Genomic DNA, 23795 nt, shown 5'->3' with positions numbered 1-23795 from the left:
TTTTCCAATGAACATTCACTATTGACTGAATGTTGTGACCTACGTCATTGTATTGGAAGAGCGGAATAGTCCGCCACCCACTCCCAAGCTACCCGTTCTCAAGGAAGATGTGACGTGAAAGAAGACAACTGGGACATCATCGTCATCGGTGCCGGCTCCGCCGGGGCGGCATTCGCGGTTCGATCGGCGGAGAAGGGCAAGCGTGTCCTCCTCATCGAAGCCGGGCGTGACTATCGTTCAGCAGAGATGCACGAAGCGTGGAGATCACCGAACCCTGCAGTCGCAATCATGGAGCCCGACGCCACAGCAGGAATGATGTGGACCGATCTCAACGCAACTCGCACCGATACTCAGCCCGAAGCAATCTACTGGAGAGGAAAGGGCGTAGGAGGAAGCTCATCGGTCAACGGGCAGATTGCGATCCGACCGCCACTGGAGGATTTCGACGAATGGTCGACATCCGGGTGCGAAGGCTGGTCGGGTGCGGAGGTCCTGCCCTACTTCTCAAAACTCGAGAACGACGAAGACTTCGGCGCCGCCGAATTTCACGGCGACTCCGGGCCCACTCCCATCTACCGCGCGCCGCGCAACAGGTGGGGCGCAGTGGACACGGCACTGGCCGACTCAGCGTTGGCCGCCGGCCACCCCTGGGCCGCCGATGTCAACGCACCGCAGGCGACAGGAGTCTCTCCCTACCCCATCAACTCTCATGAATCGCGCCGAGTCAGCGTCAACGATGCCTACCTCGAAGGCGCACGAGGGCTGCCGACTCTCACAATCCTCGGTGAAGCGACCGTCGACCGTGTCCTCTTCCAGGACTCACGCGCGGTCGGTGTCAGCCTACTCACCGGCACGAACTCCGAGTCCCGGTACGCGGACACCGTCGTCCTCAGCGCCGGGGTTATCCACTCACCGACGATCCTCCTACGATCTGGCATTGGCCCACACCACCAGCTCGAGTCTCTGGGCATCGACGTCCTCGCCGACCTTCCTGTGGGACAGGGTCTGCAGGACCATGCGATGGCGTCTATCACCCTTCCGCTCAATGACTCCTCGGGCATCTCGTCACCGGACGATCGCCACACGAATGTGTGCGTGCGCTGGTCCAGCGGCCCCGAAGAGGGAACCGAGATAGTTAGATACAACGATCTGATGTTCGTCTCGATGAACCAGAGCGTGATCTCCATGGCGACGGCGAACACAGGTGCCGAATACGGCGCCTTCGGGGTCTGGCTCAACCAGGCTGACTCCCGCGGCACGGTCACTCTGACCTCGACTGACCCCCACGCGCAACCTGCAGTCGCAGAACGGATGCTCTCCGAGATTGGCGACCGTGCCCGGCTGCGTGCCGGCATCCGAGCCGCAGTGAAACTGCTCGACCAGGACGCGACGCAGGCCATCCTCGGCGGATCCGTGAAGGACTGCAATCAGGAGCTCTTCGCTGTTTTGGATGACGATGACGCCCTGGATGCCCACCTGTTGGCTACTGTCGCCGATGCTCAGCACGGAACAAGCACCTGCCGTATGGGACGAGCCGATGATCCAACCACCGTCGTCGATTCCGACTGCCGAGTGCACGGGACCGAGAACCTCTACATCGTCGACGCATCGATCTTCCCATCGGTGCCCCGCGCCAACACGAACCTGGCATCGATCATGGTCGGCGAGCTGATGGCCGACCGCATCAACTGACCAGGGCACAGGCCGACTCCGGCACAGCCACCGACCATTTCCCATCTTCAGAGGAGACGCGACAATTGTGAAGACACTGCAGAACTACATCGACGGCACCTGGACCGACTCCCAGGACCCGAACCGATTGACGGTGATAAATCCATCGACCGAGGAGCCAGTCGCCGAGTTCCCGCAAGGGGCGGAAGCCGACGTCGACCTGGCAGTCATCTCGGCGCGGACAGCCCAATCCGCGTGGAGGGCACTGACGGTCGAGGACCGCGTGGCCCGGATCATCCGCTGGGCGGATCGGATCGAGGAACACAACGACGAACTGGCCGAACTCGAATGCCGCGAGATGGGCAAACCCGTGGGCATCGGCCGCAACTTCATCGCGGCCGGAGTTGGAGGGCTGAAGGCCTCCGCACGGGAAGCGCTGACATACGCATTCGAAACCTCTGCCGACGATCCCGACGGAGGTCGCACTCGAATCATCCGCCAGCCGGTGGGCGTGGCCGCCGTCGTGACACCATGGAACTTCCCCGTCACGATGGTTTTAGGTGCTCTCGGCCCCCTGCTTGCGGCCGGAAACACCGTAGTGATCAAGCCCTCCGAACGCTCACCGCTGTCGACAGTGCGACTGTTCGAGCTGCTCGACCTCCCCGACGGCGTCCTAAACCTCGTGCTCGGCGACGTCCACGCCGGTGAACCCTTGGTCGGTCACGATGACATCGACCTGGTTCACTTCACCGGTTCCGTGTCCGCCGGGCGGAAGGTCGGTGCCGCATCAGGAGAGGCACTGCACCGTGCAGTTCTCGAACTTGGCGGAAAGGATCCGGTCATCGTCGACGAAGACGTCGATGTTCGGGCGACCGCTGAGGCGGTGGCCTTCGGCTCGTTCGTCAATACGGGGCAGATCTGCACATCAATGGAACGCATCTTCGTGCATCAGGCCATTTCTGAGGAATTCGTCGTCGAGCTGGTCAAGGCTGCCGAAGCGTACGCCTTCGGCGATGGCCTGCAGCCGGATGTGATGATGGGACCCCTGGTCGACGAGAGACAGCGGCACATCGTCGGTCACCAGGTCAGCGATGCCGTAGCGAAAGGTGCCACGGTGCAAACAGGAGGTGAAGTCCCCGATGGTCACGGGTTCTTCTATCCAGCAACTGTCATCACCGATGTCGACTCTTCGATGTCGGTCATGACTGAGGAGACCTTTGGTCCTATCGCTCCGGTCTCGGTCGTGTCGTCATTCGCTCAGGGGCTCGAACGGGCGTCAGAGTCATCATTCGGACTGGCTGCCACGGTGTACTCGCGCAATGCCGATCACATCGATCTGGCTGCCAGCATCCCCGCCGGTGTCGTTTGGGTCAATCAGTGGCAGGGCGGTAGCGGCGTGCGGACCTATGAGCCGGCCCGAGCCAGCGGCATGGGAGCCACCGGAACGACGGCTGCCTATGACTCAGCTACGCGACCATTCACGGTGCACATCGCCCCGGACGGATCTTAAGTCAGCTCAGCCGACGACCGTCTCTCAGACGTTCTCAGTCGTTGAGGTTGCGTTCGAAGCGCAGCAGGGTCATTCCACCGGGGTAGCTTGTGGCCTCGGTCCGAGACCAGACCTCTTGGTTGAATCCCGCATCATGACCCCAGAGTGGAATTCCCGAGCCCAGGGTCACGGGCCCGAGTTTGATGATCATTTCGTCGATCTCCGATCGCAGGCTCGCAGCAAGTCTGCCTCCACCGACAAGCCAGATGCCCTTGCCCGGTTCGTCCTTGAGCTGCCTGATCCGCTCGATCGGATCGCCGCTGACGATTTCGACGTCTGAATCGGAGGGAGACTCCAAGGTCGATGAGAACACGAGGTGGCGCAGATGAGGGTAGGCATCCGGCAATCCAGCGGCCAGGCCGATTTCGAAGGAACGACGCCCCTCGACCACGGTGTCGAAGTGATGACCGGGGTCGGTGACGCCCAAAGCCTGACGGGCGGGACCGGGCAGAGTCTCGGGGTATTCGGTGCGGATGAAGTCGAGGTAGTCATCGGTCATGGGCCACCAGGAACTCGGATCGCTCCCATCGGGTCCTGCGATGAAGCCGTCGAGGGAGGAGGCCACGAAATAGCTCAGTCTTCGTTGAACGGGCATCTTCGCAGTCTAAACCAGCGAACCCGCCGGTCCGAGGGTGACGCGAACGTTCTTCCACGGCTTCACCCAGGTCATCGCTTCGGCCACGAGCGTCTGACCACACGAGCTGCACACTTCACCGTGTGTGGTCTCCTCACCGCAGACTTCGTGGATCATCGCCATATGTCCGCCTGCAGCGGGCATCGCTGTGTGCTTCTCTCCCCAGAGCGCAAGCTGCTGGAGGATCGGCAGGAGATCGGCCGCGGCTTCGGTGGCAGCGTATTTCTGGCGGGTGCGTGCACCGTCCTGGTAGTCGACCCGCTCGAGCAGACCGGCCTCGACCATCGCATGCAGACGCCTGCTGAGCACCGCTTCTGAGATCTGCAGTCCCTCACGCAGCGCCTCAAAGCGACCGCGTCCATGGAGGACGTCACGAACGATGAGCAGCACCCAGGGGTCGCCGAGCACATCAAGCGATCTCCCGATGGGGCACAGCGCCTCGGACCAGTCTGATCTCAACGGCATGAGCCCTTTCCTTTCTTCAGCGAAGTCTGTCTATACTTCTTCAAGCATAACTTCTTTCAAGAAAGTGTGAGGGATCGATGTCGACCACTCCTCGAGGCACCACCGGACCACAGGTTTCCAAGCGCCGCCGCATTCACCCGGCCTGGTGGGTGGCGGCCGTCGCCTTCCTCGCCCTGCTCGCCGCGGCGGGATTCCGGGCGGCTCCGGGGGCGCTCATGGTGCCGCTGCACGAGGACTTCGGGTGGTCGACGAGCGTGATGTCGCTGGCAGTGAGCATCAATCTCGTGCTCTACGGTCTCACCGCCCCCTTCGCAGCCGCACTGATGGACCGCTTCGGCATCCGCCATGTCGTGGCCGCGGCACTTGTTCTCGTCGCCGCCGGCGCCGGCGGCAGCGTGATCATGACCGCGTCCTGGCAGCTTCTCGTCTTCTGGGGTCTGCTCATCGGCCTCGGCACCGGTTCGATGGCCCTCGTCTTCGCCGCAACCATTGCCAATCGTTGGTTCGTGCACCGGCGCGGATTGGTCATGGGGATGCTCACGGCCGGGTCGGCCACCGGGCAGCTCATCTTCCTACCTCCGGTGGCCGCAATCGCCGAGTCCACCGGGTGGCGACCGGCTTCGCTGCTCATCGCCGCCGCGGCTCTCGTGGCAGTTCCGGTCGTCTGGTTCGTCATCCGCGACTACCCAGAGGATCGGGGAGTGCTGCCCTACGGGGCCGACGCCGAGTCCTCATTCGAGACTCGTGCTGCGGCCGACCGGCTCACCGGCGGTGCCACCCGACGTGCCATCCACGGGTTGTTCTTCGCAGCACGCCACCGGTCATTCTGGGCTCTGGCCATCGCCTTCGCCATCTGCGGGGCAACGACCAACGGGCTCATCGGCATCCACTTCATTCCGTCTGCCCATGACCACGGAATGCCGTCGACAACAGCTGCGGGCCTGCTCGCCGTCGTCGGCGTCTTCGACATCCTCGGCACCGTATTCTCCGGCTGGCTCACCGACAAGTTCGACCCCCGCATCCTCCTCCTGGCCTACTACACGTTCAGAGGCGTCGGCCTTCTGCTCCTGCCCTGGCTGCTCTCCGATGTCGTGCACCCGTCGATGGTGGTCTTCATCGTCATCTACGGGCTCGACTGGGTGGCGACGGTTCCGCCCACCTCGGCGCTGTGTCGTGAGGTCTTCGGCGAGCAGGGGACGATCGTCTTCGGCTGGGTCTTCGCCGCACATCAGCTCGGTGCCGCAGCTGCGGCCTTGGGCGCCGGACTCATCCGCGACACCTTCGGTGAGTACACCTACGCCTGGTGGGGCGGTGCCGCCATGTGCCTCGTCGCTGCCGGGCTGTCGTTTGCCGTGAAACGCAGCAGGCAATCCTCTTCCCGGACCACCATCATCGCCGAGGCGGCCCCCAGTTCCGCATCTCGCGCCGAGAACTGAGGCCCGAGATTCGGATCAGCGGTGGGCAAGGCGTGAGACCGACTTGCCCCAGCGGAATGCGCACGTCATTCTTCTTGTTGACCCTGTATCGCCGTTTCCTATGCTCGAGAGGACGTTCATGAGCAAGTTCGCAGTGACAAATGCCAATACCGGTGAGATCGAGGAGGAGTTCGCCTCCGTTCCCAAGGAAGAGATTCCCGGTTACATCGATCGCGCCCACGAAGCCCACCTGTCGTGGAAAGAGACTCCGCTGCATGAGCGCGCGACGATCCTGCGGAAGTTCGCCGACCTCGTCGATGCCAATGCCGACGAGATGACCGACATCATCGGCCGTGAGATGGGCAAGATCAAGAAGCAGGGACTCGGCGAGGTCGACAAGGTCGCCCGCACAGCCCGCTGGATGGCCGACAACGCCGCCACCCACCTGGCTCCCACACATCTGGCTGCCGCAGGTGCGGCCAGCAGCTACGTGCGCCACCAGCCGCTGGGCGTGCTGCTGGGCATCATGCCCTGGAACTTCCCCTACAACCAGATCGCTCGCTTCGTGCTGCCCAACCTCATGGTCGGCAACTCGATCATCATGAAGCAGGCCTCCATCTGCCCGAAGTCCTCACAGTACTTCGAAGATCTCCTCACCGAGGCGGGTCTGCCCAAGGGCGTGTACCAGAACATCTACCTCGACAGCTCCCACGCCGAGGAGGTCCTCAAGGACTTCCGCGTCAAGGGCTTCTCGCTCACCGGGTCCGAGGGTGCCGGTGCCTCCGTGGCCTCAATCGCCGCCAAGTACTACAAGCGTGCCGTCCTCGAACTCGGCGGCAATGACCCCGCCGTCGTCCTCGACTCGAAGGACGTGCCGGCACTGGCCCAGAAGCTCGTCGGACTGCGCCTGGCGAACGCCGGTCAGGTCTGCACCTCGCCGAAGCGCATGATCGTCGTCGATGATCTCTACGACGAGTTCCTCGCCGAGGCCGTCAAGGCCGCCGAGGCGACGAAGGTCTCGACCTTCGACGACCCGGATGTCGGCATGGGACCGGTCTCCTCCGAGGGCGCACTCGATGAGGTCGTCGCCATGATCGACAAGGCTGTCTCCGATGGTGCCACTCTGCACACCGGCGGCAAGAAGCTCGACCGTCCGGGTTGGTTCATGTCGCCTGCAGTGATCTCCGACATCGACCCGAAGTCGGACCTCGGCTGCAATGAGCTCTTCGGACCCGCAGTCATGATCTACCGGGCCAAGGACGAAGAGGATGCTCTGCGTCTGGCCAATGACACCGAATACGGTCTCATGAGCTCGGTGTGGACCGATGACCTCGAAAAGGGAGAGGAATTCGGTGCCAAGATCAACGCCGGAATGACTCTCATCAACGGACACATGGAGTCGGGACCGGAGTACCCGTTCGGCGGCATCAACCGCTCGGGCTACGGCCGCGAGAACGCCCAGTGGGCCTTCCAGGCGTTCACCAACGAACACCTCATCCGCGTTCACGCCTGAACCTGAGACACGCATAGAGAAACAAAGATCCCGCCGACAGCGTCCATATCGCTGTCGGCGGGATCTTCTTTTACGAGTGCTGTCTCAATAGCTTCTCGAGTGGAGGTAAGGGGACTCGAACCCCTAACCCCCTGCTTGCAAAGCAGGTGCGCTACCAATTGCGCCATACCCCCGGAGTACAGGCCGATATTACCCGCTCATACACTGACTGCGCAATCGCAGGGGTGAGTGAGGGATCCGCTGCTCACGCGGACTCCAAGCGCATCACCACACGCCTGGCACCGCCGATCACGGACTCGGTGTCCGCGACCTTCGTGAAACCCTCCTTCTCGAACATCGAACGCAGCCCGGGGTAGGTGAAGATCGGCGCTGTCTTCTCCGTCGTATCCAAGGGATATGCCTCGATCACCTCGGCGCCGTTGTCCCAAGCGAAATCGATGGCTCCCCGCAGAACCTGCTGCCCGATTCCTTGCCGTCGCTTCCCTCCGCGGGTGCGCAGACAGAAGATCGACCACGGTTCGACATCATCGACTCTCGGATACGTCGCAGCATCGGCCAGTTCCGCAACCTGTGAGCGGGGAGCCACCGAAGACCAGCCGACGACCTCATCCTCGAGATAGGCAAGAATCCCCGGTGACGGCGAATGGGAGCACAGATCGTGAACGGCAGCCTTCCTCGCGGCGGCATCGAGCTTGCCTGATGCTCTGCTGCCGAGCCGATAAGTCAGACACCAGCAGGCGATGGCATCGGGGCCGCGCTTGGGCCCGAGCATCGTCTCGACGTCAGCGAAGCGCTCTGCTGTGGCGGGGAGGATCTGAGTGTCCATGAGTCCTTCCTCAGTCCGAACTGTGGCAGACACATTACTCCCGCACGCCCACCCTGACTACAGCGCCGTGTCGCGTCGACCCCAGGATCCACACGCGAAACCTAAGCCTGGACCACCTCGGAATGCAGAGCGTTGACCAGGGGCCCGAGTTCCGGGACTTCGCCGGCCTCGGAAAGCGCAGCTTCCAGGACTTGATCATGTGTTGGTCGGGCAGCTTCGAACAGCTTCCATCCAGCATCGGTGAGTTCAGTGTAGATGCCCCGACGGTCGTCATCGCAGAGGATCCTCGTCAGCAGTCCGCGGTCCTCCAGACGGGTGACAAGACGCGTCGTGGCACTGCTCGACAGTGCGGCTGCTCGGGCCAGCTGCCGCATGCGCATGTGCCAGCCGTCTTGCCGGCTGAGTGCATCCAGGACGGTGAATTCAACGACCGAAAGCTGATGCTCGCGCTGGAGTGAACGCTCCAATTCAGTCTCGATCAATGCGTGCAGAGCCGCAAGAGTGCGCCAGCCACGAGACCGGATCTCGACTGCGTCATCCCTGATGCCCATGTGTCTCTCCCTCACAATCGTCTTCATCACAGAATACACCACTTGCGCCGATAGACCGCGTGTGCAAGTATTTATATCGTTGCGTTTGCAACTACTGCATACGCCTTCTATTGCACACGCGCCGAGGTGGTCCGCCGTCCTGACGCAAAAGGAGATACACACCATGCCACTCGCACTTCTCGCTCTCGCCATCGGCGGGTTCGGAATCGGACTCACAGAGTTCGTCATCATGGGCCTGCTGCCCGAAGTTGCAGCTGACTTCGGCGTCACCGAGACCGTCGCCGGCTATCTGATCTCGGGATATGCCCTCGCTGTCGCCGTCGGTGCCATCCTCATCACGGTGGCGCTGACCCGGGTCAACCGCAAGACCGCCCTCATCGGACTCATGGTCCTCTTCATCATCGGCAATGCGCTCTCCGCCCTCGCACCCAGCTACGAACTCATGATGCTCGGGCGGATCATCGCTGCACTCTGTCACGGTGCCTTCTTCGGCATCGGCTCTGTCGTCGCGGCCGGACTTGTCGCGCCCAACCGTCAGGCGGCGGCCATCTCGATGATGTTCGCGGGCCTCACCACGGCCAACGTCCTCGGCGTTCCCCTGGGAACGTTCCTCGGCCAGGCCGCGGGATGGCGCTCGACCTTCTGGGCCATCAGCATCATCGGCGTCATCGCCCTCATCGGGATCGTTGCCCTCATCCCAGCCGCAGCTGCACAGGCGAAGTCGACCGGAAACATCCTCAGCGAGTTCCGCATCTTCACATCCGGACAGGTCTGGGCTTCGATACTCATCACAATCCTCGGCTATGGCGGCATGTTCGGCGCCTTCAGCTACATGGCATTCACTCTCACCGGGGTGACCGGGTTCGCCAGTTCCACCGTGCCATGGCTGCTGGTCCTGTTCGGAGTCGGACTCTTCATCGGCAACATCCTCGGCGGCAAAGCTGCTGACAGGAACCTCGGGCGGACACTGCTCGTTCTGCTCAGCGGGCTCGTGATCATCCTCGCGGTGTTCTCGCAGCTCGCCGACAGCAAGGTCGCCACGATCATCGCTCTGATCTTCATGGGCGGGTTCGGGTTCGCCACGGTGCCCGCGATGCAGATGCGCATCATGCGCCATTCTCAGGCCACCCCGACCTTGGGCTCAGGAGCGAACATCGCAGCGTTCAACGTGGGCAATGCCTTCGGCGCGTGGATCGGCGGGCTCACCATCGCCGCCGGCCTCGGCTACTCGTCTCCGCTGTGGGCCGGTTCCCTGGTCACCGTCGCCGGCCTCATCGTCTTCCTCATCGGCGCCTTGGCACGCGGTGGAGAACTGCGGCGCGCTTCGCAGACGCAGGGGAACTCCGACGATGCAGATGACGGCATCTCGGGGACGCTGACGGCACCGACCGGACACTCGGTCTGAAACCGGTTCGCCACAGCACGGTCACGGGCTGAGTCATCAAGACCCTGAGCCATCCCAAGACCCGATGTACTCGAGGTCCAGAGTTGCAGAAAGCCCCGGGGTGCACCAGTTCACGGTGCACACCCGGGGCCCACTGTCCCTCAGATCACTCGGCGGGTGACTTCGGGGCCAGGTCGACCACCTCGGCGGGGGCATCTTCCTGGTCTTCGGGCTTCTTGATGAAGAACGAGAGCACCACGGGCACGAGAGCGATGATTGCTGCCAGGAGGAACGCGTTGTGTGCTCCAGGCTGACCGGACTCCGCCACGGAACGGCCTGCCGCCTCACCCGAATGCAGGGCAGAGGAGTAGATGGAGATGAGCAGCGCTGTTCCGGCCGCTCCGGCTACCTGCTGCATGGTGTTGAGGGCCGCGGAACCATGCGAGTACAGCTTGCGCTCCAACGAACCCAGCGAGGCTGAGAACAGAGGTGTGAACGACGCGGCCAGTCCCAGCGACATGACGGTCTGGATGACGACGAGCACCCACGTGGGTGTGCCGATGCCGACCATGGAGTAGGAGAACATCGACGCGGCGATCATGATCGACCCTGGGACCAGGAGAGTCTTGGGTCCTCGTGCGTCGTAGATGCGGCCCATGACGGGAGCAAGGACGCCCATGAGGATGGATCCCGGCAGCAGGACGAGACCCGACTGGGTGGCGTTGAGTCCGGCGACGTTCTGCAGGTACAGCGGGAGCAGGGAGAAGGTGCCGAACATGGCCAGTGAGACGACGGCCATGATGATGACGGCGATGACGTAGTTCTTCGCGGAGAAGACTCGCAGGTCGAGCAGTGCCCGATCCTCCTTCTGCAGCACCAGCTGTCGCCAGGCGAAGAGGGCGAGGAAGACCAGTCCGGCGGCGATCGCAGTCCATGCGAAGCCGGTTGAGGAGCTTCCTCCGGCGTCGCCGCCATGTCCTCCGCCGAACTGACTGAGGCCGAAGACGATGCCGCCGAAGGCGAAGACGGAGAGCACGATGGAGACGTAGTCGATCGGTGCGTGGGTGCTCTCACCGAGGTTGGTCATCCACTTCGCGCCGAGGCCGAGTGCAATCAGGGCGATCGGCAGGACGATGGCGAAGAGCCAGCGCCACCCGAGGGAGTCGAGCACGATGCCCGACATCGTCGGACCGATTGCCGGTGCGAGGGAGATGACGAGGCCGACTCGACCCATCATGCGACCGCGCGAGTGGGCAGGGACGACATTCATCATCGTCGTCATCAGCAGGGGCATCATGATGCCGGTGCCGGCCGCCTGGACGACGCGTCCGACGAGCAGGACGGCGAATCCGGGAGCCACGAGGCAGATCAGGGTGCCTGCGGAGAACAGGATCATCGCCGCCAGGAAGATCTGGCGGGTGCTGAAACGCTGCAGGAGGAATCCGGTCGTCGGGATGACGACGGCCATGGTGAGCATGAATGCACTGGTCAGCCACTGGCCGAGCTCTGGAGGAATCCCCAGCGAAGCGTTGAGTTCTGGGATTGCAATGGCCATCGTCGTTTCGTTGAGGATCGCGACGAAGGCGGCCACCAGGAGCAGCCAGATCACCCGCATTCCGGCGGGATCGATCGAGTCAGCCTGTGAGTCGTTCGCACGTGAGTGGGAGGTGTCGCTGGACAAAGAGGTGCTCCGATCGAAAAGGTCTGTCATCGCCCGGACTGGGCGGGAAACTGCTCACAGCAGCCAACTGTGCGTGCAGACAAAGGGGTCAACGAGAATACACTTCAGCTTATTCCGTCGGCGTGGAATTGTCGGTGGGGAAAACCTCAATCTGACGGTATCGTGATTCAACTCTCTTGTGGTCCTCGTTGCCCGTCTGCAGAACTGAAACGGCGACCGGACCCTCCCTGCTTACGACGCTGAGAGCGACGCATATCTGGGTTGCCGGCGAGGAACAGCATTCGACCATGAATTGTTCGGACGTATTTCACGCCGGGTCCATATGCGCGACTGCACTGACGGCGCAGATCTCCCGTGACTGGTCTGTCACAGCGCCTCAGATGAGCATCAGTGTCTCGGAGGTCGTGGCTCACTCGGCAACGGGTCCGTTGTGGTACGCGCTGGATCTGTGGTCAGGTCGCGGTGACGACGCCGCCTTCGAGGTCGGGGTTCGGGCGGGCTCCACCAACTCTGCCCTGGTCCGAAGACCTGGGACGCGACTGATGGTCTGGGGGTGGGTTTTCGGCCGGATGCGACAATTGCCGCCACAGTGCTGCGGCGTCTGTTCCCTGAAGTCGAGCTCGGCACCGATCCTTGGCTGTCGCTGCTCTGGGCGAACGGACGGATCGAATCAGGCGGGGCCGGCCGCAGAACGGAATGGAAATGGCATCCGTCTCCACTGTGACCACACACCCCAAAGATGCCACTCTCATCCGGGAGAAACTATGAAGGCTCCGAACCATATCGGTTCGGAGCCTTCATCATCTGGTGGAGGTAAGGGGACTCGAACCCCTAACCCCCTGCTTGCAAAGCAGGTGCGCTACCAATTGCGCCATACCCCCAGAAGGGATTCACCTTCACACCGAGTCGGTGTGTTCGGACCATTCGGCCTGGGCACTCTGATTACCGTGCCGCCACCGGAAGAAAACTCCGAGTCCCACAAGTGTGAGACCACTGAGAATCCATTTCTTCATGATCCTCCTCGAAAGGATGTGGGCCTACCTGGACTTGAACCAGGGACCTCTTCGTTATCAGCGAAGCGCTCTAACCGCCTGAGCTATAGGCCCTTTTCAGGGGGTGAACCCGAAGTAAAACGATACCCAACGGGTCATTCCAACACAAATCGGCTGACAGTGACTCGCCTCACATGCCCTCATCATACGCACCGAACGGGCTCCCAAACGTCTGCCGGCGACCCGGAATTCCTGTGGAGGGCATCCGAGCCGCCGGTCAGGCAGCGAAACCGATGAGAAGCTCGTGAGCGCCGAAACAGGCGGTCACAGGTCTCAGGCGTTGGTCAGCACGAGTCAGTCGTCAGTCAGCGTCAGGTGGAATCCACCAGCGATGAGGGAGCCGATGTTGTAGATGAACGCAGCCAAGGTGGACAGGGCTGTCATGAGGACGATGTTGATGACCGCGATGATGAAGCCGGCCGCCACGACTCGGCCGAAGCCGAAGATCCCGACGATCTTCTCTGCCGACTCTGCGCCGGCAACCTCGGCGATCGTCGTTTCCAAACCGCTCATGACGCCGGTGGCTTGGAGGACGATCCAGAGTACGACGAAGGCCACGATGGTGGCGATGCCGATGGCCACGGACATGAGGAACGACATCTTCATGACCGACCACGGGTCGACAGCCGAGACGGTGAGACGGACCGTTCGCGGGCCCTTCTTCTTTTTGTTGCCCTTGCCGCTGTCGACCATGTTCTTGACACCCATTTTCACGCTGCCGGAGCTGGCGCGAATGGTGTTGGCTGCGGCTCCCATCGCCGAGGTGGACTGTCCGCCACCCGAGGACTGCTTCTGTGAGCCTGTAGCTTGGCTGGAAGGTGCCGATCCGCCAGTGGCGGTCCCTGCCGAGGACGACCCACCAGGTCCGCCCGAGGTCTGTCCGGGCGAGGACTGCCCGGCTGAAGGGGCTCTGTTGGGCTTCGGTGAGGCTTTGGGAGCCGGAGGGGTCACCACCCGGGTCGTATCGGGTGTCTTGCCCGAATTGCCGGAGCCGGCGGAATTGCCCGAGCCGGCAGCACCAGCCTTGTCTTCGTTCTTCGCCGATCCTGCTGTCAAGCGGGTGGATCCACTGGACGTGCGTATGATCTTGCCTGAGCCTGGCTGTTTGTTGTCGCTCACTCTTCCACATCCTCGCTGCCGGTCTGAGGCTCCACGTCCTCGCCCTCTGGTTCGTCAGCTTCTTCGTCTAGCTCTTCGACCACAGTCTCGGGTCCACGCGTTACTGCGATAATACGGTCATTCTTGCCCGGTTTCGCGAACACCACACCCATGGTGTTGCGTCCCTTTGCCGGAACTTCATCGATATTCGACCGTACGATCTTACCGCGCTCCATGACGACGAGGACTTCTTCTCCCTCGTCGACGATGAGTCCTCCCACCAAGTCTCCGCGCTGTTCCGTGATCTTGGCAACCCGGATTCCCAGGCCGCCACGACCCTGCAGGCGGTATTCGTCGACCGGGGTCCGCTTCGCGTAGCCGCCCTCAGTCACGACGAAGACGTATGTGTCGGGCTGGATGACATCCATGGTCAGCAGCTCGTCGTCACCCTTGAACTTCATTCCGGTCACACCGCCGGTGACGCGGCCCAGGGGACGAATCGAATCGTCGTCGGCTGCGAACCGGATCGACATTCCCTTGCGGGAGATCATGAGGAGGTGGTCTTCGGAGCTCACGATCCGCGCCGAGACCAGTTCATCCGGCTGACCCTTGTACTCACGGAGGTTGATCGCAATGACCCCGCCCGTGCGATTCGAGTCGTACTCGCTCAGACGAGTCTTCTTCACGACACCGGACTGCGTGGCCAGGATGAGGAACTCTGCTTCCTCGTAGTCGCGGATTGAGAGTACCTTGGCGATCGTCTCGCCCGGCTGCAGGGCAAGCAGGTTCGCCACGTGCTGACCCTTGGCATCCCGTGAACCCTCGGGCAGCTCATAGGCCTTTGCACGGTACACGCGACCGGTGTTGGTGAAGAACAGCAGCCAGTTGTGTGTGGAGGTGACGAAGAACTGCTCGACGACATCGTCGCCGCGCAGGTTTGCGCCCTTGATGCCCTTGCCGCCACGGTGCTGAGCGCGATACAGGTGATTCTGGGTGCGCTTGGCATAGCCGCCGCGGGTGATGGTGACGACGACCTCTTCTTCCGGAATCAGGTCTTCCATCGATACATCGCCGTCGAATCCGGCCAGGATCTTGGTCCGACGATCGTCGCCGTAGCGATCAACGATCTCTTCGAGTTCTTCCGACACGATCTCGCGCTGCCGGGCGGGAGTCGCAAGGATGTATTTGTACTCGGCGATCTGCTGCTCGATCTTCTCGGCCTCTTCCTGGATCTTCAGACGTTCCAGGGCGGCCAGACGGCGCAGCTGCAGGTCAAGAATCGCATTGGCCTGAACTTCGTCGACCTTGAGGAGGTCCATCAGCCCAGTCCGAGCCTCATCGGAAGACGGCGAGCGACGGATCAGTGCGATGACCTCGTCGAGGGCGTCGAGTGCCTTGAGGTAGCCGCGCAGGATGTGAGCGCGCTCCTCGGCCTTGCGCAGACGGAACTCGGTGCGACGCACGATGACTTCGACCTGGTGCTTGACCCACAGACGCAGGAAGGAGTCCAAGCTGAGGGTGCGCGGGACGCTGTCGACGATCGCCAGCATGTTCGCGGAGAAGTTCTCCTGCAGCGAGGTGTGCTTGTAGAGGTTGTTGAGGACGACCTTGGCTACCGCATCGCGTTTGAGCACGATGACCAGACGCTGTCCGGTTCGTCCCGAGGACTCGTCGCGGAGATCCGCGATGCCTGCGACCTTTCCATCCTTGACATAGGAGGCGATCTTCGCGGCCAGGGTGTCGGGGTTGACCATGTAGGGCAGCTGAGTCACGACCAGGCAGGTGCGTCCCTGGATCTCTTCGACCTCGACGACGGCGCGTTGTGTGATCGACCCGCGACCGGTGCGATAGGTGTCTTCGATGCCCTTGCGACCCAGGATGGTTGCACCCATCGGGAAGTCCGGGCCCTTGACGATGCCGAGCAGCGCTTCGAGAGCCTCTTCCTTGCTGGCCTCGGGATGCGACAGCAGCCACTGCGCTCCAGCAGCAACCTCGCGGAGGTTGTGCGGTGGAATGTTGGTCGCCATACCCACGGCGATGCCGGACGAACCGTTGACCAGCAGGTTCGGGAACCGTGACGGCAGAACCACTGGTTCCTGGTTGCGACCGTCGTAGTTGTCCTGGAAATCGACGGTGCCCTCTTCGATGTCCCTGACCATCTCGAGGGCCAGGGGAGCCATTTTGCACTCGGTATAACGTGGCGCAGCCGCACCATCGTCACCCGGTGACCCGAAGTTTCCCTGTCCTGCAACCAATGGGTAGCGCATGGTCCACGGCTGGACGAGGCGGACCATGGCGTCGTAGATCGCCGAGTCACCGTGCGGGTGGTACTGGCCCATGACGTCGCCGACAACGCGTGAGCACTTGGAGAAGTTGCGGTCCGGACGGTAACCGCCGTCGAACATCGCGTACAGCACGCGCCGGTGAACGGGTTTGAGTCCGTCACGGACGTCGGGCAGAGCACGACCGACGATCACGCTCATCGCATAATCGAGGTACGACCTCTGCATCTCGAGATTGAGATCAACCTGTTCGACACGGTTGATGTCGGTTCCGATATCGTTTTCGTCAGCCAATGTGGGCTCTTCCCTTGTGTCTTAACCCGCGCATGAGGGCGGTGCTTGAGTTCATGAAAGTCTGTGTGACCGTCCGCTCCCGGTACAGGCCGGGAACCGACGGTGAGAATCAGATATCGAGGAAGCGAACGTCTTTCGCGTTCTCCTGGATGAAACGTCGACGCGAATCCACGTCGTCACCCATGAGGACCGTGAAGATCTCATCCGCGACGATCCCGTCGTCGAGCGACACCTGCTTGAGCAGCCGGTGGTCGGGATCCATCGTGGTCTCCCACAGTTCCGAGTAGTTCATCTCGCCCAGACCCTTGTAGCGCTGAATCGCCATGTCCTTGGGCAGGCGTTTGCCCGCCGCACGGCCAGCTTCCAGCAGACCGTCGCTCTCCTTCTCGGTGTAGGCGAACTCGTGAGGAGCATTCGACCATTTGATCCGATACAGCGGAGGAGTGGCCAGATACACGTAACCATGTTCGATGAGCGGCTTCATGTAGCGGAAGATCAGGGTCAGCAGCAGCGTCGTGATGTGCTGACCGTCGACGTCGGCGTCCGCCATGAGAACGATCTTGTGGTAACGCAGCTTCTCGATGTCGAATTCTTCACCGATACCGGTACCGAAGGCGGTGATCATGGCCTGGACTTCATTGTTGCCCAGTGCCCGGTCGAGTCGCGCCTTCTCCACATTGAGGATCTTGCCGCGCAGCGGCAGGATCGCCTGAGTGTTCGGGTTGCGGCCCTGAGTCGCGGAACCGCCTGCCGAGTCACCCTCGACGATGAAGACTTCGGAGATCGTCGGGTCCTTGGACTGGCAGTCCTTGAGCTTACCGGGCATACCCGAGGACTCGAGCAGTCCCTTACGCCTCGTGGCTTCGCGGGCCTTGCGGGCCGCCAACCTGGCCTGGGATGCCTGGAGTCCCTTGCGGACGACGTCCTTGGCCTGAGCCGGGTTGGACTCCATCCAGTGTCCGAGTTCATCGCGGACAACGCGCTGGACGAAGCCCTTGACCTCGGAGTTGCCCAGCTTCGTCTTAGTCTGACCTTCGAACTGGGGATCGCCGAGTTTGACCGAGATAACTGCGGTCAGTCCTTCACGGATGTCATCACCGGTGAGGTTCGCATCCTTCTCCCGCAGGAGCTTCTGTTCACGAGCGTAGTTATTGATCAGCGACGTCAGCGCAGTGCGGAAGCCCTCTTCGTGGGTGCCTCCCTCATGGGTGTTGATGACGTTGGCATAGGTGTGGACCGACTCACTGTAGGAAGTCGTCCACTGCATGGCGATTTCGAGCGACAGCGTCTCTTCGGCTTCCTCGGCTTCGAAGACGATGACGTCAGGGTGGACGAGATCGGCCTTCTTCGTCGAATTCAGGTACTGCACGTAGTCGAGCAGACCGTGTTCGTAGTGGTAGGTGGCCTCACGCGGTTTGGCGTCGTTCTCTTCGTCTTCGTCGATCTGAACATTGTCGTCATCCACCTGGACGTGGCGTTCGTCCGTGAGGCTGATCTTCATGCCCTTGTTGAGGAACGCCATCTGCTGGAAACGGGCGCGCAGGTACTCGTACGAGAAGTCGGTGGTCTCGAAGATCGTCGAGTCCGGCCAGAAGGTCACCATCGTTCCGGTCTCGGAGGTTTCAGCGCCACGGGTGAGCTCACCTGTGGGAACACCCTTCTCGAAGTTCATGTTCCAGAAGTAGCCGTCACGGCGAACCTCGACCTCAAGACGCTCGGAGAGCGCATTGACCACTGTCGAACCCACACCGTGGAGACCGCCGGCCACTGCGTAGCCGCCTCCGCCGAACTTACCGCCGGCGTGCAGAATCGTCAGGATCACTTCGACGGTGGGCTTGCCCTCGGTGGGGTGCATCGCCACCGGCATTCCGCGCCCGTCATCGACGACTCTCACGCCGCCGTCGGCGAGGATCGTCACCTCGATGTGGGAGCAGTATCCGGCCATCGCCTCATCGACGGAGTTGTCGACGATTTCCTGTACCAGGTGGTGGAGACCGCGTTCCGAGGTCGAACCGATATACATGCCAGGTCGTTTGCGAACTGCTTCGAGACCCTCGAGTACCGTAATATCCCCGGCATCGTAATGGGGCAGATCCTCGGTCGTCATATGACTCCTTGTAAGGGTGGGCGCTATCAGCTTCCTATTCTACCGCGCCACGACCGGAAATGCCCGTAAGCGGCCCTTTAAGGTGCATTTCCGGATTTTCTAAGCCTCGGATGTACCCCCGGGCACGAACGGGACCGGCTATCGCCGTTTAAGGCTCTCTATGGTTTTACGGATCTGCCGCTGTGCAAGCTCAGAAAATCCTCAGCCGAAGGTGTCCCGAGGTCCCCGGCCGGATACGCTGCGCCGTCCCTTCTTGAAGCTGCGCCCTCGTGGTCCGCGGATCTCGATCTCTGTGATCGTCTGCGAGCCGAGGCCTGCCTCGAGCGCCCTCAAAATCGTCGGTTTGAGCACTCGCAGCTGAGTCGCCCAGGTCGTTGAGTCCGCGGCGATGATCAGCAGAGGAGGGGAGAAGTCGACGGGTTTGCAGTGCATCGCCACCTGCTCACCCACCAGGTCCGGCCACCGGCCCAGCACCTTGCCGATGTCGATCGACGAAGACCAGCCTCGGGCGGATATCAGCTTCCCCAGGGCCGATGAGATCGCTGCTGGATCTCGTTTGTCCTTGCCTGCCCCGCTGTAGACGGCTTCACCGCGCAGACGCGAGCGGCGTCGGCTGCGCACGAACTTCGCCTCGGTCGCCTCCATCCGTCGAACCCGGTCGAGAGCCTCAAGCGACGCCACCGGAGTTGAGGTGTCCTTCTCGATGCCGCTCATGACACCAGACGATCCTGCCCGATCCTGCGGCCTTCCAGCCCTTCGGGCAGATCTCCGTCCACGGCCGCGGTGATGAAGACCTGCTCAGCCTCGGTGATGCGCGATGCAAGTCGATTGCGGCGCCCGGTGTCGAGTTCAGCGAAGACATCGTCGAGGACGAGGACCGGCTGTTCGGCAGCGGATCCGGCATCAGAGCTGAGCAGATCCCATCCAGCCAGCTGCATGGCCAAGGCCAGGGACCAGGTTTCTCCATGAGAGGCGTAGCCCTTAGCCGGGTGGTCTCCGATCGTCAGCGCCAGATCGTCACGGCCGGGACCGTGCAGGGTCAGACCGCGTTCGATCTCCGTGGTGCGCCGACGTTCGAGGGCGGCCAACAGCAGCTCGCGGCATTCGGCGGCCGACTCGGCTTGCGAATAGTCGATGCGCGAATCATAGCGAGCTTGGATTCCCTGACGTTCCAGACGAGCATCGGCGGCGATATACGCAAAGTTCCTCTGCAGAGGCTCGACGATGTCGGCGAGGATCCGCTGCCTGCCGTAGACCAGTTCCGAGGCAGAGTCGGCATAGGCCATGTTCCAGATGTCCAAAGTCGCTTCGAGCCCGGGGTCACGATCCTCACGCAGACGTTTGAGCAGGGCATTGCGCTGTTTGAGGGCGCGTTCGAAGTCTGTGATCACCGAGGAGTAACGAGGGTTGCGCGAGACGACCAGGGTATCCATCCACGAACGTCGTTCAGCTGGTTCGCCACGCACCAGGCTGAGATCCTCCGGCGCGAAGACCACACAGGACACGAGTCCCAGGATCTCCTTCATCTTCACTGGAGATCGGTTGACTCGTGCCCGGTTGGCGCCCTTCGACTGTATCGAGACTTCTACGGTCGCATGACGCTGATCACGGTTGACGAGAGCAGACACGGTTGCCGTCTGCGCATACTCGTTGACCAAAGGTGCATCGAAGGCAACTCGATGAGAACGCAGATGGGCCAGATACCCGATAGCTTCGACGATATTGGTCTTGCCCGTACCGTTGTCGGCCACGAAAGTGGTGACCCCGGGCTCGAACTCGAGATCGAGTTCCGGATAGGACCGGTAGTTACGCAGCGAAAGTCGGGATATCCACATTCAGATACGAGTTGGCATGAGCAAGTATCGATACGATTCGTCGGCCGACGACTCCAGATCTCTCTGTCCCGAGATGATGACAGGTTTCATCGGCTGAGTGAACGAAAAGTTCACGTACGGGCTCTCGATCGCGGCCAGTCCCTCGGCGATGTAGTGCGGGTTGAAGCCCACGGTGATCGGGTCACCCTGCAGCACCGCTTCGAGGGCTTCCGATGCCTGGGCATCGTCACCGGTACCGGCGTGGAGTGTGAGCATTCCGTCGCTGACCTCGAAGCGCAGCGGAGTATTTCTCTCGGCAACGAGGGAGACACGACGAACTGCCTCACGCAGAACGCCAGTCTCGACGATCGCGTGGATCGGCACAGAGTCAGGGAACAGCGACCGTACTTTGGGATATTCGCCTTCGACGAGCAGCGAGGTTGTGACTCGGCCCGCCGAGGTGAAGGAGATGAGATCCTTGCCCGCATCGTTGCTCAGGCCGATCGTGACATCTCCGCCCAGGGACTTCGACACATCGGACAGTGTCCGTCCACGCAGAAGAGCAACGGCGGAGACATCTGGGCGGCCAGGATTCCAGGTGAACTCACGAACAGCGAGTCGGTAGCGGTCGGTGGCCAGGAGTGTGACCTTCTCGCCCTCGATCTCAACGCGAACACTGGTCAGGATCGGCAGAGTGTCATCTTTCGATGTTGCGATCGTGACCTGCGAGACGGCGTTCTGGAATTCCCCGGCAGAGACCGTTCCCGAAGCATCGGGGACCTGCGGCAGCGAGGGGTATTCGCCGACCGGCATCGTCATCAGCGAGAAGCGAGACGAGCTGCAGGTGACGTCAACCTTCGAATCGATCTGCTCCAGGGTGACTTCCTGGTTGGGAAGGGCTTTGGAGATGTCTGCGAGGAGTCGACCGGAGACGAGGACCGTACCGGCTGTGACCACGTCGGCCGCGATCTCCACTCGGGATGAGACTTCGTAGTCGAAGACCGAGAGACGGACTGTTCCACCAGCCTCGGCGGTGATGAGGATGCCGGTGAGAACTGGTGCGGAGGGACGACTGGGGAGGGTCTTGGTAGCCCAAGTCACCGCATCGGCAAGGACATCGCGGTTGACTTTGAACTTCAGGGGAGATGCTTCGGCGTTCACTTTACTCCTTCGGGGTGGCCACCCGACGTACTCAAGACACTGGCTTGACGTTGCTCGGAAAACTTTACACAGCCTATCGGAAATATCAGCGTCCCGGCATTGGGCAGCCAACATCATGAACGACCACAGACACCGAGGCGACCGGGAAGCAGGTGATCTCGTATTCGAGAATCGACTGTGACAGTGTGTTCGAATAACTGGCAGTGCTGAGAATCGGTTCCGAGCTCTCATTCGAGAGCTCCCCAACCAAGCCGATGCAGTCGGTGGCGGTCACCCTCTTATTACTTCCATTCAATGAGTAGAAGTATTAGCACCTGTGGAGTTTGTGGATAACTGGCAGTTACGCCCTAGTAATCAAGGGCTGAGCGATCTCCGAGGGTGTGGATCCCCTGTGTACGCTCACGCATGCTTCGGTGGGCGCTTGGGTAAGCACATCCATGTAGTTCACATCCGTCCACTCACTTCGTGAAGTTATCCACCATTCTATCCCCAGGATACGTCGTTTGTCCCCATGGTTATCCACAGATGTGTATACCGCGATCTATAGGCGATGTTGCTGTTTAATGCGGTTTGTTAACTCGGTGACCTGAGTGTAGACCGCTCGTCGTTCGGCCATCTGAGTTCGAATCTTCTTGTTCGCATGCATCACGGTGGTGTGGTCGCGGCCGCCGAAGGCCTGACCGATCTTGGGCAGCGACAGCTCCGTGAGTTCACGGCACAGGTACATGGCGATCTGTCGGGCAGTGGTCAGTGTTCGTGACCGGGAGGTGCCGCAGAGGTCGTCGAGGGTGAGGCTGAAGTAGGCAGCAGTCTGTCCCATGATGTCGGCGGCGGTGATGGCCGGGGTGTCATCCTGGGTGATGAAGTCCTTGAGCACCGTCTCGGCCAGGCTGACATCGACCTGCTGGTCATTGAGATTGGCGAAGGCAGTCACGCGGATGAGTGCGCCCTCGAGCTCCCGGATGTTCGACGAGATCCGTGAAGCGATGTATTCCAAGACGTCGTTGGGAACGTCGAGCTGCTCGCCGGCGGCCTTGCGACGCAGAATGGCGAAGCGCGTCTCCATGTCCGGAGGCTGCACGTCGGTGAGGAGACCCCATTCGAAGCGTGAGCGCAGCCGCTCCTCGAATCCCTTGAGCATCTTCGGCGGCTGGTCCGAGGTGATGACTACCTGTTTGACCTCATTGTGCAGCGCATTGAATGTGTGGAAGAACTCTTCGACCGTTGCATCCTTGCCCTGCAGAAACTGGATGTCATCGATCATCAGAATGTCGACCTCGCGGTAGCGACGCTGGAACGCGGGACGCAGCGAGTTCGAAGTCTTCGACGAACCGATGGTGTTGATGAAGTCGTTGACGAATTCTTCGCTCGAGACGTATTTCACGCGGATCTCGGGGAACAGCTGTGTTGCGTAGTAGCCGATCGCGTGCAGGAGGTGCGTTTTTCCCAAGCCCGAATCGCCGTAGATGAATAGTGGGTTGTAGGCCTTGGCCGGTGCCTCGGCCACAGCGAAGGCAGCGGCATGCGCGAAGCGGTTGGATGCGCCGATGACGAAGGTGTCGAAGGTGTACTTCGGGTTGAGCTGGGCGACTCCGGGAACCTCGACCGGCGGAGTCGACTGGGCGGCGGTCGCCTCGGCGATCTTCATCTCTCGCGTCGTTCTTTCCACAGGTGCCCCATTGCTGGGCGCCGGCCCGGCGTCTTCGTACCTGGGTGACTGCGGCTGCGGGTGAGGTGCGCGGTTATAGGGAGAAGGGATCTGAGGCTCGGGCGCCGGGGCCTGCGTCGGCGCATAGTGAGGAGATCCCGTGGATTCCATCGCCGAGGTGGATGTCTCCGGATCGATCTCGATCGGTGATCCCGGTGTGGGTTCTCCGATGAGATCTTCGAACCGGATCGGTACATCGAGTTCCGGGTCGACGACGAACCCGAAAGTCACCTCAAAGCCGAGAACATGGGAGAACTCTCTGGTCAGAGGACCGAGGAGGCGAGTCTCAATGGTTCTGCGCGTGTGTTCGTCACGGACGGCCAGAAGGACCAGTGCATTGTCGACGAGAGCCTTGGGCAATGCAAGAGAGAGGAAGCCCCTTTGGTGGGCGGTCAGACTGGGGTCCTGATCCAGGGTCGAGACCACCGTCCGCCATTGGCTGATGAGCTCATTCTTGGAATTCGACACCGTCAATCTTCCTCCGTTTTCGTCGTTTGTTCTTGGCACGGTCCACACCTGTGTATGACTTCCACATAGTTTTCCACAGTTTGTGGAGAACTGACGAGTCTGCCCAGTAATCCTCCACACTG

At 61.5% G+C, this 23795-nt stretch carries 17 protein-coding genes and 3 tRNA genes; 5 read left to right on the top strand and 15 right to left on the bottom strand.

Going from position 1 to position 23795, the window contains the following annotated elements; translation table 11 throughout:
• Nucleotides 1–114 precede the first annotated feature (114 nt).
• Both LQ788_RS00100 and LQ788_RS00095 read left to right on the top strand, forming a co-directional pair.
• On the top strand, nucleotides 115–1692 hold the full coding sequence (locus LQ788_RS00100) for a GMC family oxidoreductase (RefSeq protein ID WP_231444056.1): 1578 nt from the start codon (nucleotides 115–117) through the stop codon (nucleotides 1690–1692).
• Between the two features lie 67 nt (nucleotides 1693–1759).
• Nucleotides 1760–3181 carry an aldehyde dehydrogenase family protein gene (locus tag LQ788_RS00095; RefSeq protein WP_231444054.1) on the top strand — a complete coding sequence of 474 codons (1422 nt, stop codon included), beginning with the start codon at nucleotides 1760–1762 and terminating at the stop codon, nucleotides 3179–3181.
• A gap of 34 nt (nucleotides 3182–3215) precedes the next feature.
• On the opposite strand, the gene LQ788_RS00090 is transcribed toward LQ788_RS00095, so the two are convergent.
• Nucleotides 3216–3815 (bottom strand): dihydrofolate reductase family protein, encoded by a 600-nt coding sequence (locus LQ788_RS00090; protein ID WP_231444052.1) that lies wholly within the window; start codon nucleotides 3813–3815, stop codon nucleotides 3216–3218.
• A gap of 9 nt (nucleotides 3816–3824) precedes the next feature.
• A complete protein-coding gene (locus tag LQ788_RS00085; RefSeq protein WP_231444050.1) occupies nucleotides 3825–4319 on the bottom strand; it encodes a winged helix-turn-helix transcriptional regulator in 495 nt (164 codons plus the stop codon).
• A 77-nt stretch (nucleotides 4320–4396) separates the two neighbouring features.
• Between LQ788_RS00085 and LQ788_RS00080 the strand changes: the two genes are divergently transcribed.
• Entirely contained in the window at nucleotides 4397–5755 is a 1359-nt protein-coding gene (locus LQ788_RS00080) for an MFS transporter (protein WP_231444048.1), read from the top strand.
• A gap of 118 nt (nucleotides 5756–5873) precedes the next feature.
• Complete coding sequence (locus LQ788_RS00075) at nucleotides 5874–7247, top strand: NAD-dependent succinate-semialdehyde dehydrogenase (RefSeq protein ID WP_231444046.1); 1374 nt, start codon at nucleotides 5874–5876, stop codon at nucleotides 7245–7247.
• 100 nt (nucleotides 7248–7347) lie between these two features.
• On the opposite strand, the gene LQ788_RS00070 is transcribed toward LQ788_RS00075, so the two are convergent.
• From LQ788_RS00070 to LQ788_RS00060, 3 genes are all read right to left on the bottom strand, one after another.
• Nucleotides 7348–7420: transfer RNA gene (locus LQ788_RS00070), tRNA-Ala, on the bottom strand.
• A 71-nt stretch (nucleotides 7421–7491) separates the two neighbouring features.
• Nucleotides 7492–8073, bottom strand: a complete 582-nt coding sequence (locus tag LQ788_RS00065) for a GNAT family N-acetyltransferase (RefSeq protein ID WP_231444044.1) — start codon at nucleotides 8071–8073, stop codon at nucleotides 7492–7494.
• Nucleotides 8074–8174: 101 nt separating this feature from the next.
• Complete coding sequence (locus tag LQ788_RS00060; protein WP_231444042.1) at nucleotides 8175–8624, bottom strand: MarR family winged helix-turn-helix transcriptional regulator; 450 nt, start codon at nucleotides 8622–8624, stop codon at nucleotides 8175–8177.
• Nucleotides 8625–8787: 163 nt separating this feature from the next.
• On the opposite strand from LQ788_RS00060, the gene LQ788_RS00055 reads away from it, so the two are divergent.
• The gene (locus LQ788_RS00055; RefSeq protein WP_231444040.1) at nucleotides 8788–10029 is read left to right on the top strand and encodes an MFS transporter; all 1242 of its coding nucleotides are present in this window, start codon (nucleotides 8788–8790) and stop codon (nucleotides 10027–10029) included.
• Nucleotides 10030–10174: 145 nt separating this feature from the next.
• Here the strand turns inward: LQ788_RS00055 and LQ788_RS00050 are convergent, their stop codons facing one another.
• The 10 genes from LQ788_RS00050 to dnaA all read right to left on the bottom strand — a co-directional run bounded on the left by LQ788_RS00050 (nucleotide 10175) and on the right by dnaA (nucleotide 23673).
• Nucleotides 10175–11719, bottom strand: a complete 1545-nt coding sequence (locus tag LQ788_RS00050; protein ID WP_394801321.1) for an MDR family MFS transporter — start codon at nucleotides 11717–11719, stop codon at nucleotides 10175–10177.
• 775 nt (nucleotides 11720–12494) lie between these two features.
• Nucleotides 12495–12570 (bottom strand) — tRNA-Ala (locus LQ788_RS00045).
• 151 nt (nucleotides 12571–12721) lie between these two features.
• Nucleotides 12722–12795 (bottom strand) — tRNA-Ile (locus tag LQ788_RS00040).
• 240 nt (nucleotides 12796–13035) lie between these two features.
• On the bottom strand, nucleotides 13036–13860 hold the full coding sequence (locus LQ788_RS00035; protein WP_231444038.1) for a DUF3566 domain-containing protein: 825 nt from the start codon (nucleotides 13858–13860) through the stop codon (nucleotides 13036–13038).
• A complete protein-coding gene (gene gyrA, locus LQ788_RS00030; protein WP_231444036.1) occupies nucleotides 13857–16415 on the bottom strand; it encodes a DNA gyrase subunit A in 2559 nt (852 codons plus the stop codon). The genes LQ788_RS00035 and gyrA overlap by 4 nt, the downstream gene beginning before the upstream one ends.
• A gap of 109 nt (nucleotides 16416–16524) precedes the next feature.
• The gene (gene gyrB, locus LQ788_RS00025) at nucleotides 16525–18522 is read right to left on the bottom strand and encodes a DNA topoisomerase (ATP-hydrolyzing) subunit B (RefSeq protein WP_231444034.1); all 1998 of its coding nucleotides are present in this window, start codon (nucleotides 18520–18522) and stop codon (nucleotides 16525–16527) included.
• A gap of 201 nt (nucleotides 18523–18723) precedes the next feature.
• Entirely contained in the window at nucleotides 18724–19236 is a 513-nt protein-coding gene (locus LQ788_RS00020) for a DUF721 domain-containing protein (RefSeq protein WP_231444032.1), read from the bottom strand.
• Nucleotides 19233–20357: a DNA replication/repair protein RecF gene (gene recF, locus LQ788_RS00015; protein WP_231444030.1), complete on the bottom strand. Its 1125-nt coding sequence runs from the start codon at nucleotides 20355–20357 to the stop codon at nucleotides 19233–19235. The genes LQ788_RS00020 and recF overlap by 4 nt, the downstream gene beginning before the upstream one ends.
• Entirely contained in the window at nucleotides 20358–21497 is a 1140-nt protein-coding gene (gene dnaN, locus LQ788_RS00010; protein ID WP_231444028.1) for a DNA polymerase III subunit beta, read from the bottom strand.
• Nucleotides 21498–22038: 541 nt separating this feature from the next.
• Entirely contained in the window at nucleotides 22039–23673 is a 1635-nt protein-coding gene (gene dnaA, locus LQ788_RS00005) for a chromosomal replication initiator protein DnaA (protein WP_231444027.1), read from the bottom strand.
• Between the last annotated feature and the right edge of the window lie 122 nt (nucleotides 23674–23795).

Source organism: Brevibacterium zhoupengii (assembly GCF_021117425.1).
Lineage (GTDB): Bacteria > Actinomycetota > Actinomycetes > Actinomycetales > Brevibacteriaceae > Brevibacterium > Brevibacterium zhoupengii.
This window is presented reverse-complemented; position numbering and strand designations above follow the sequence as displayed.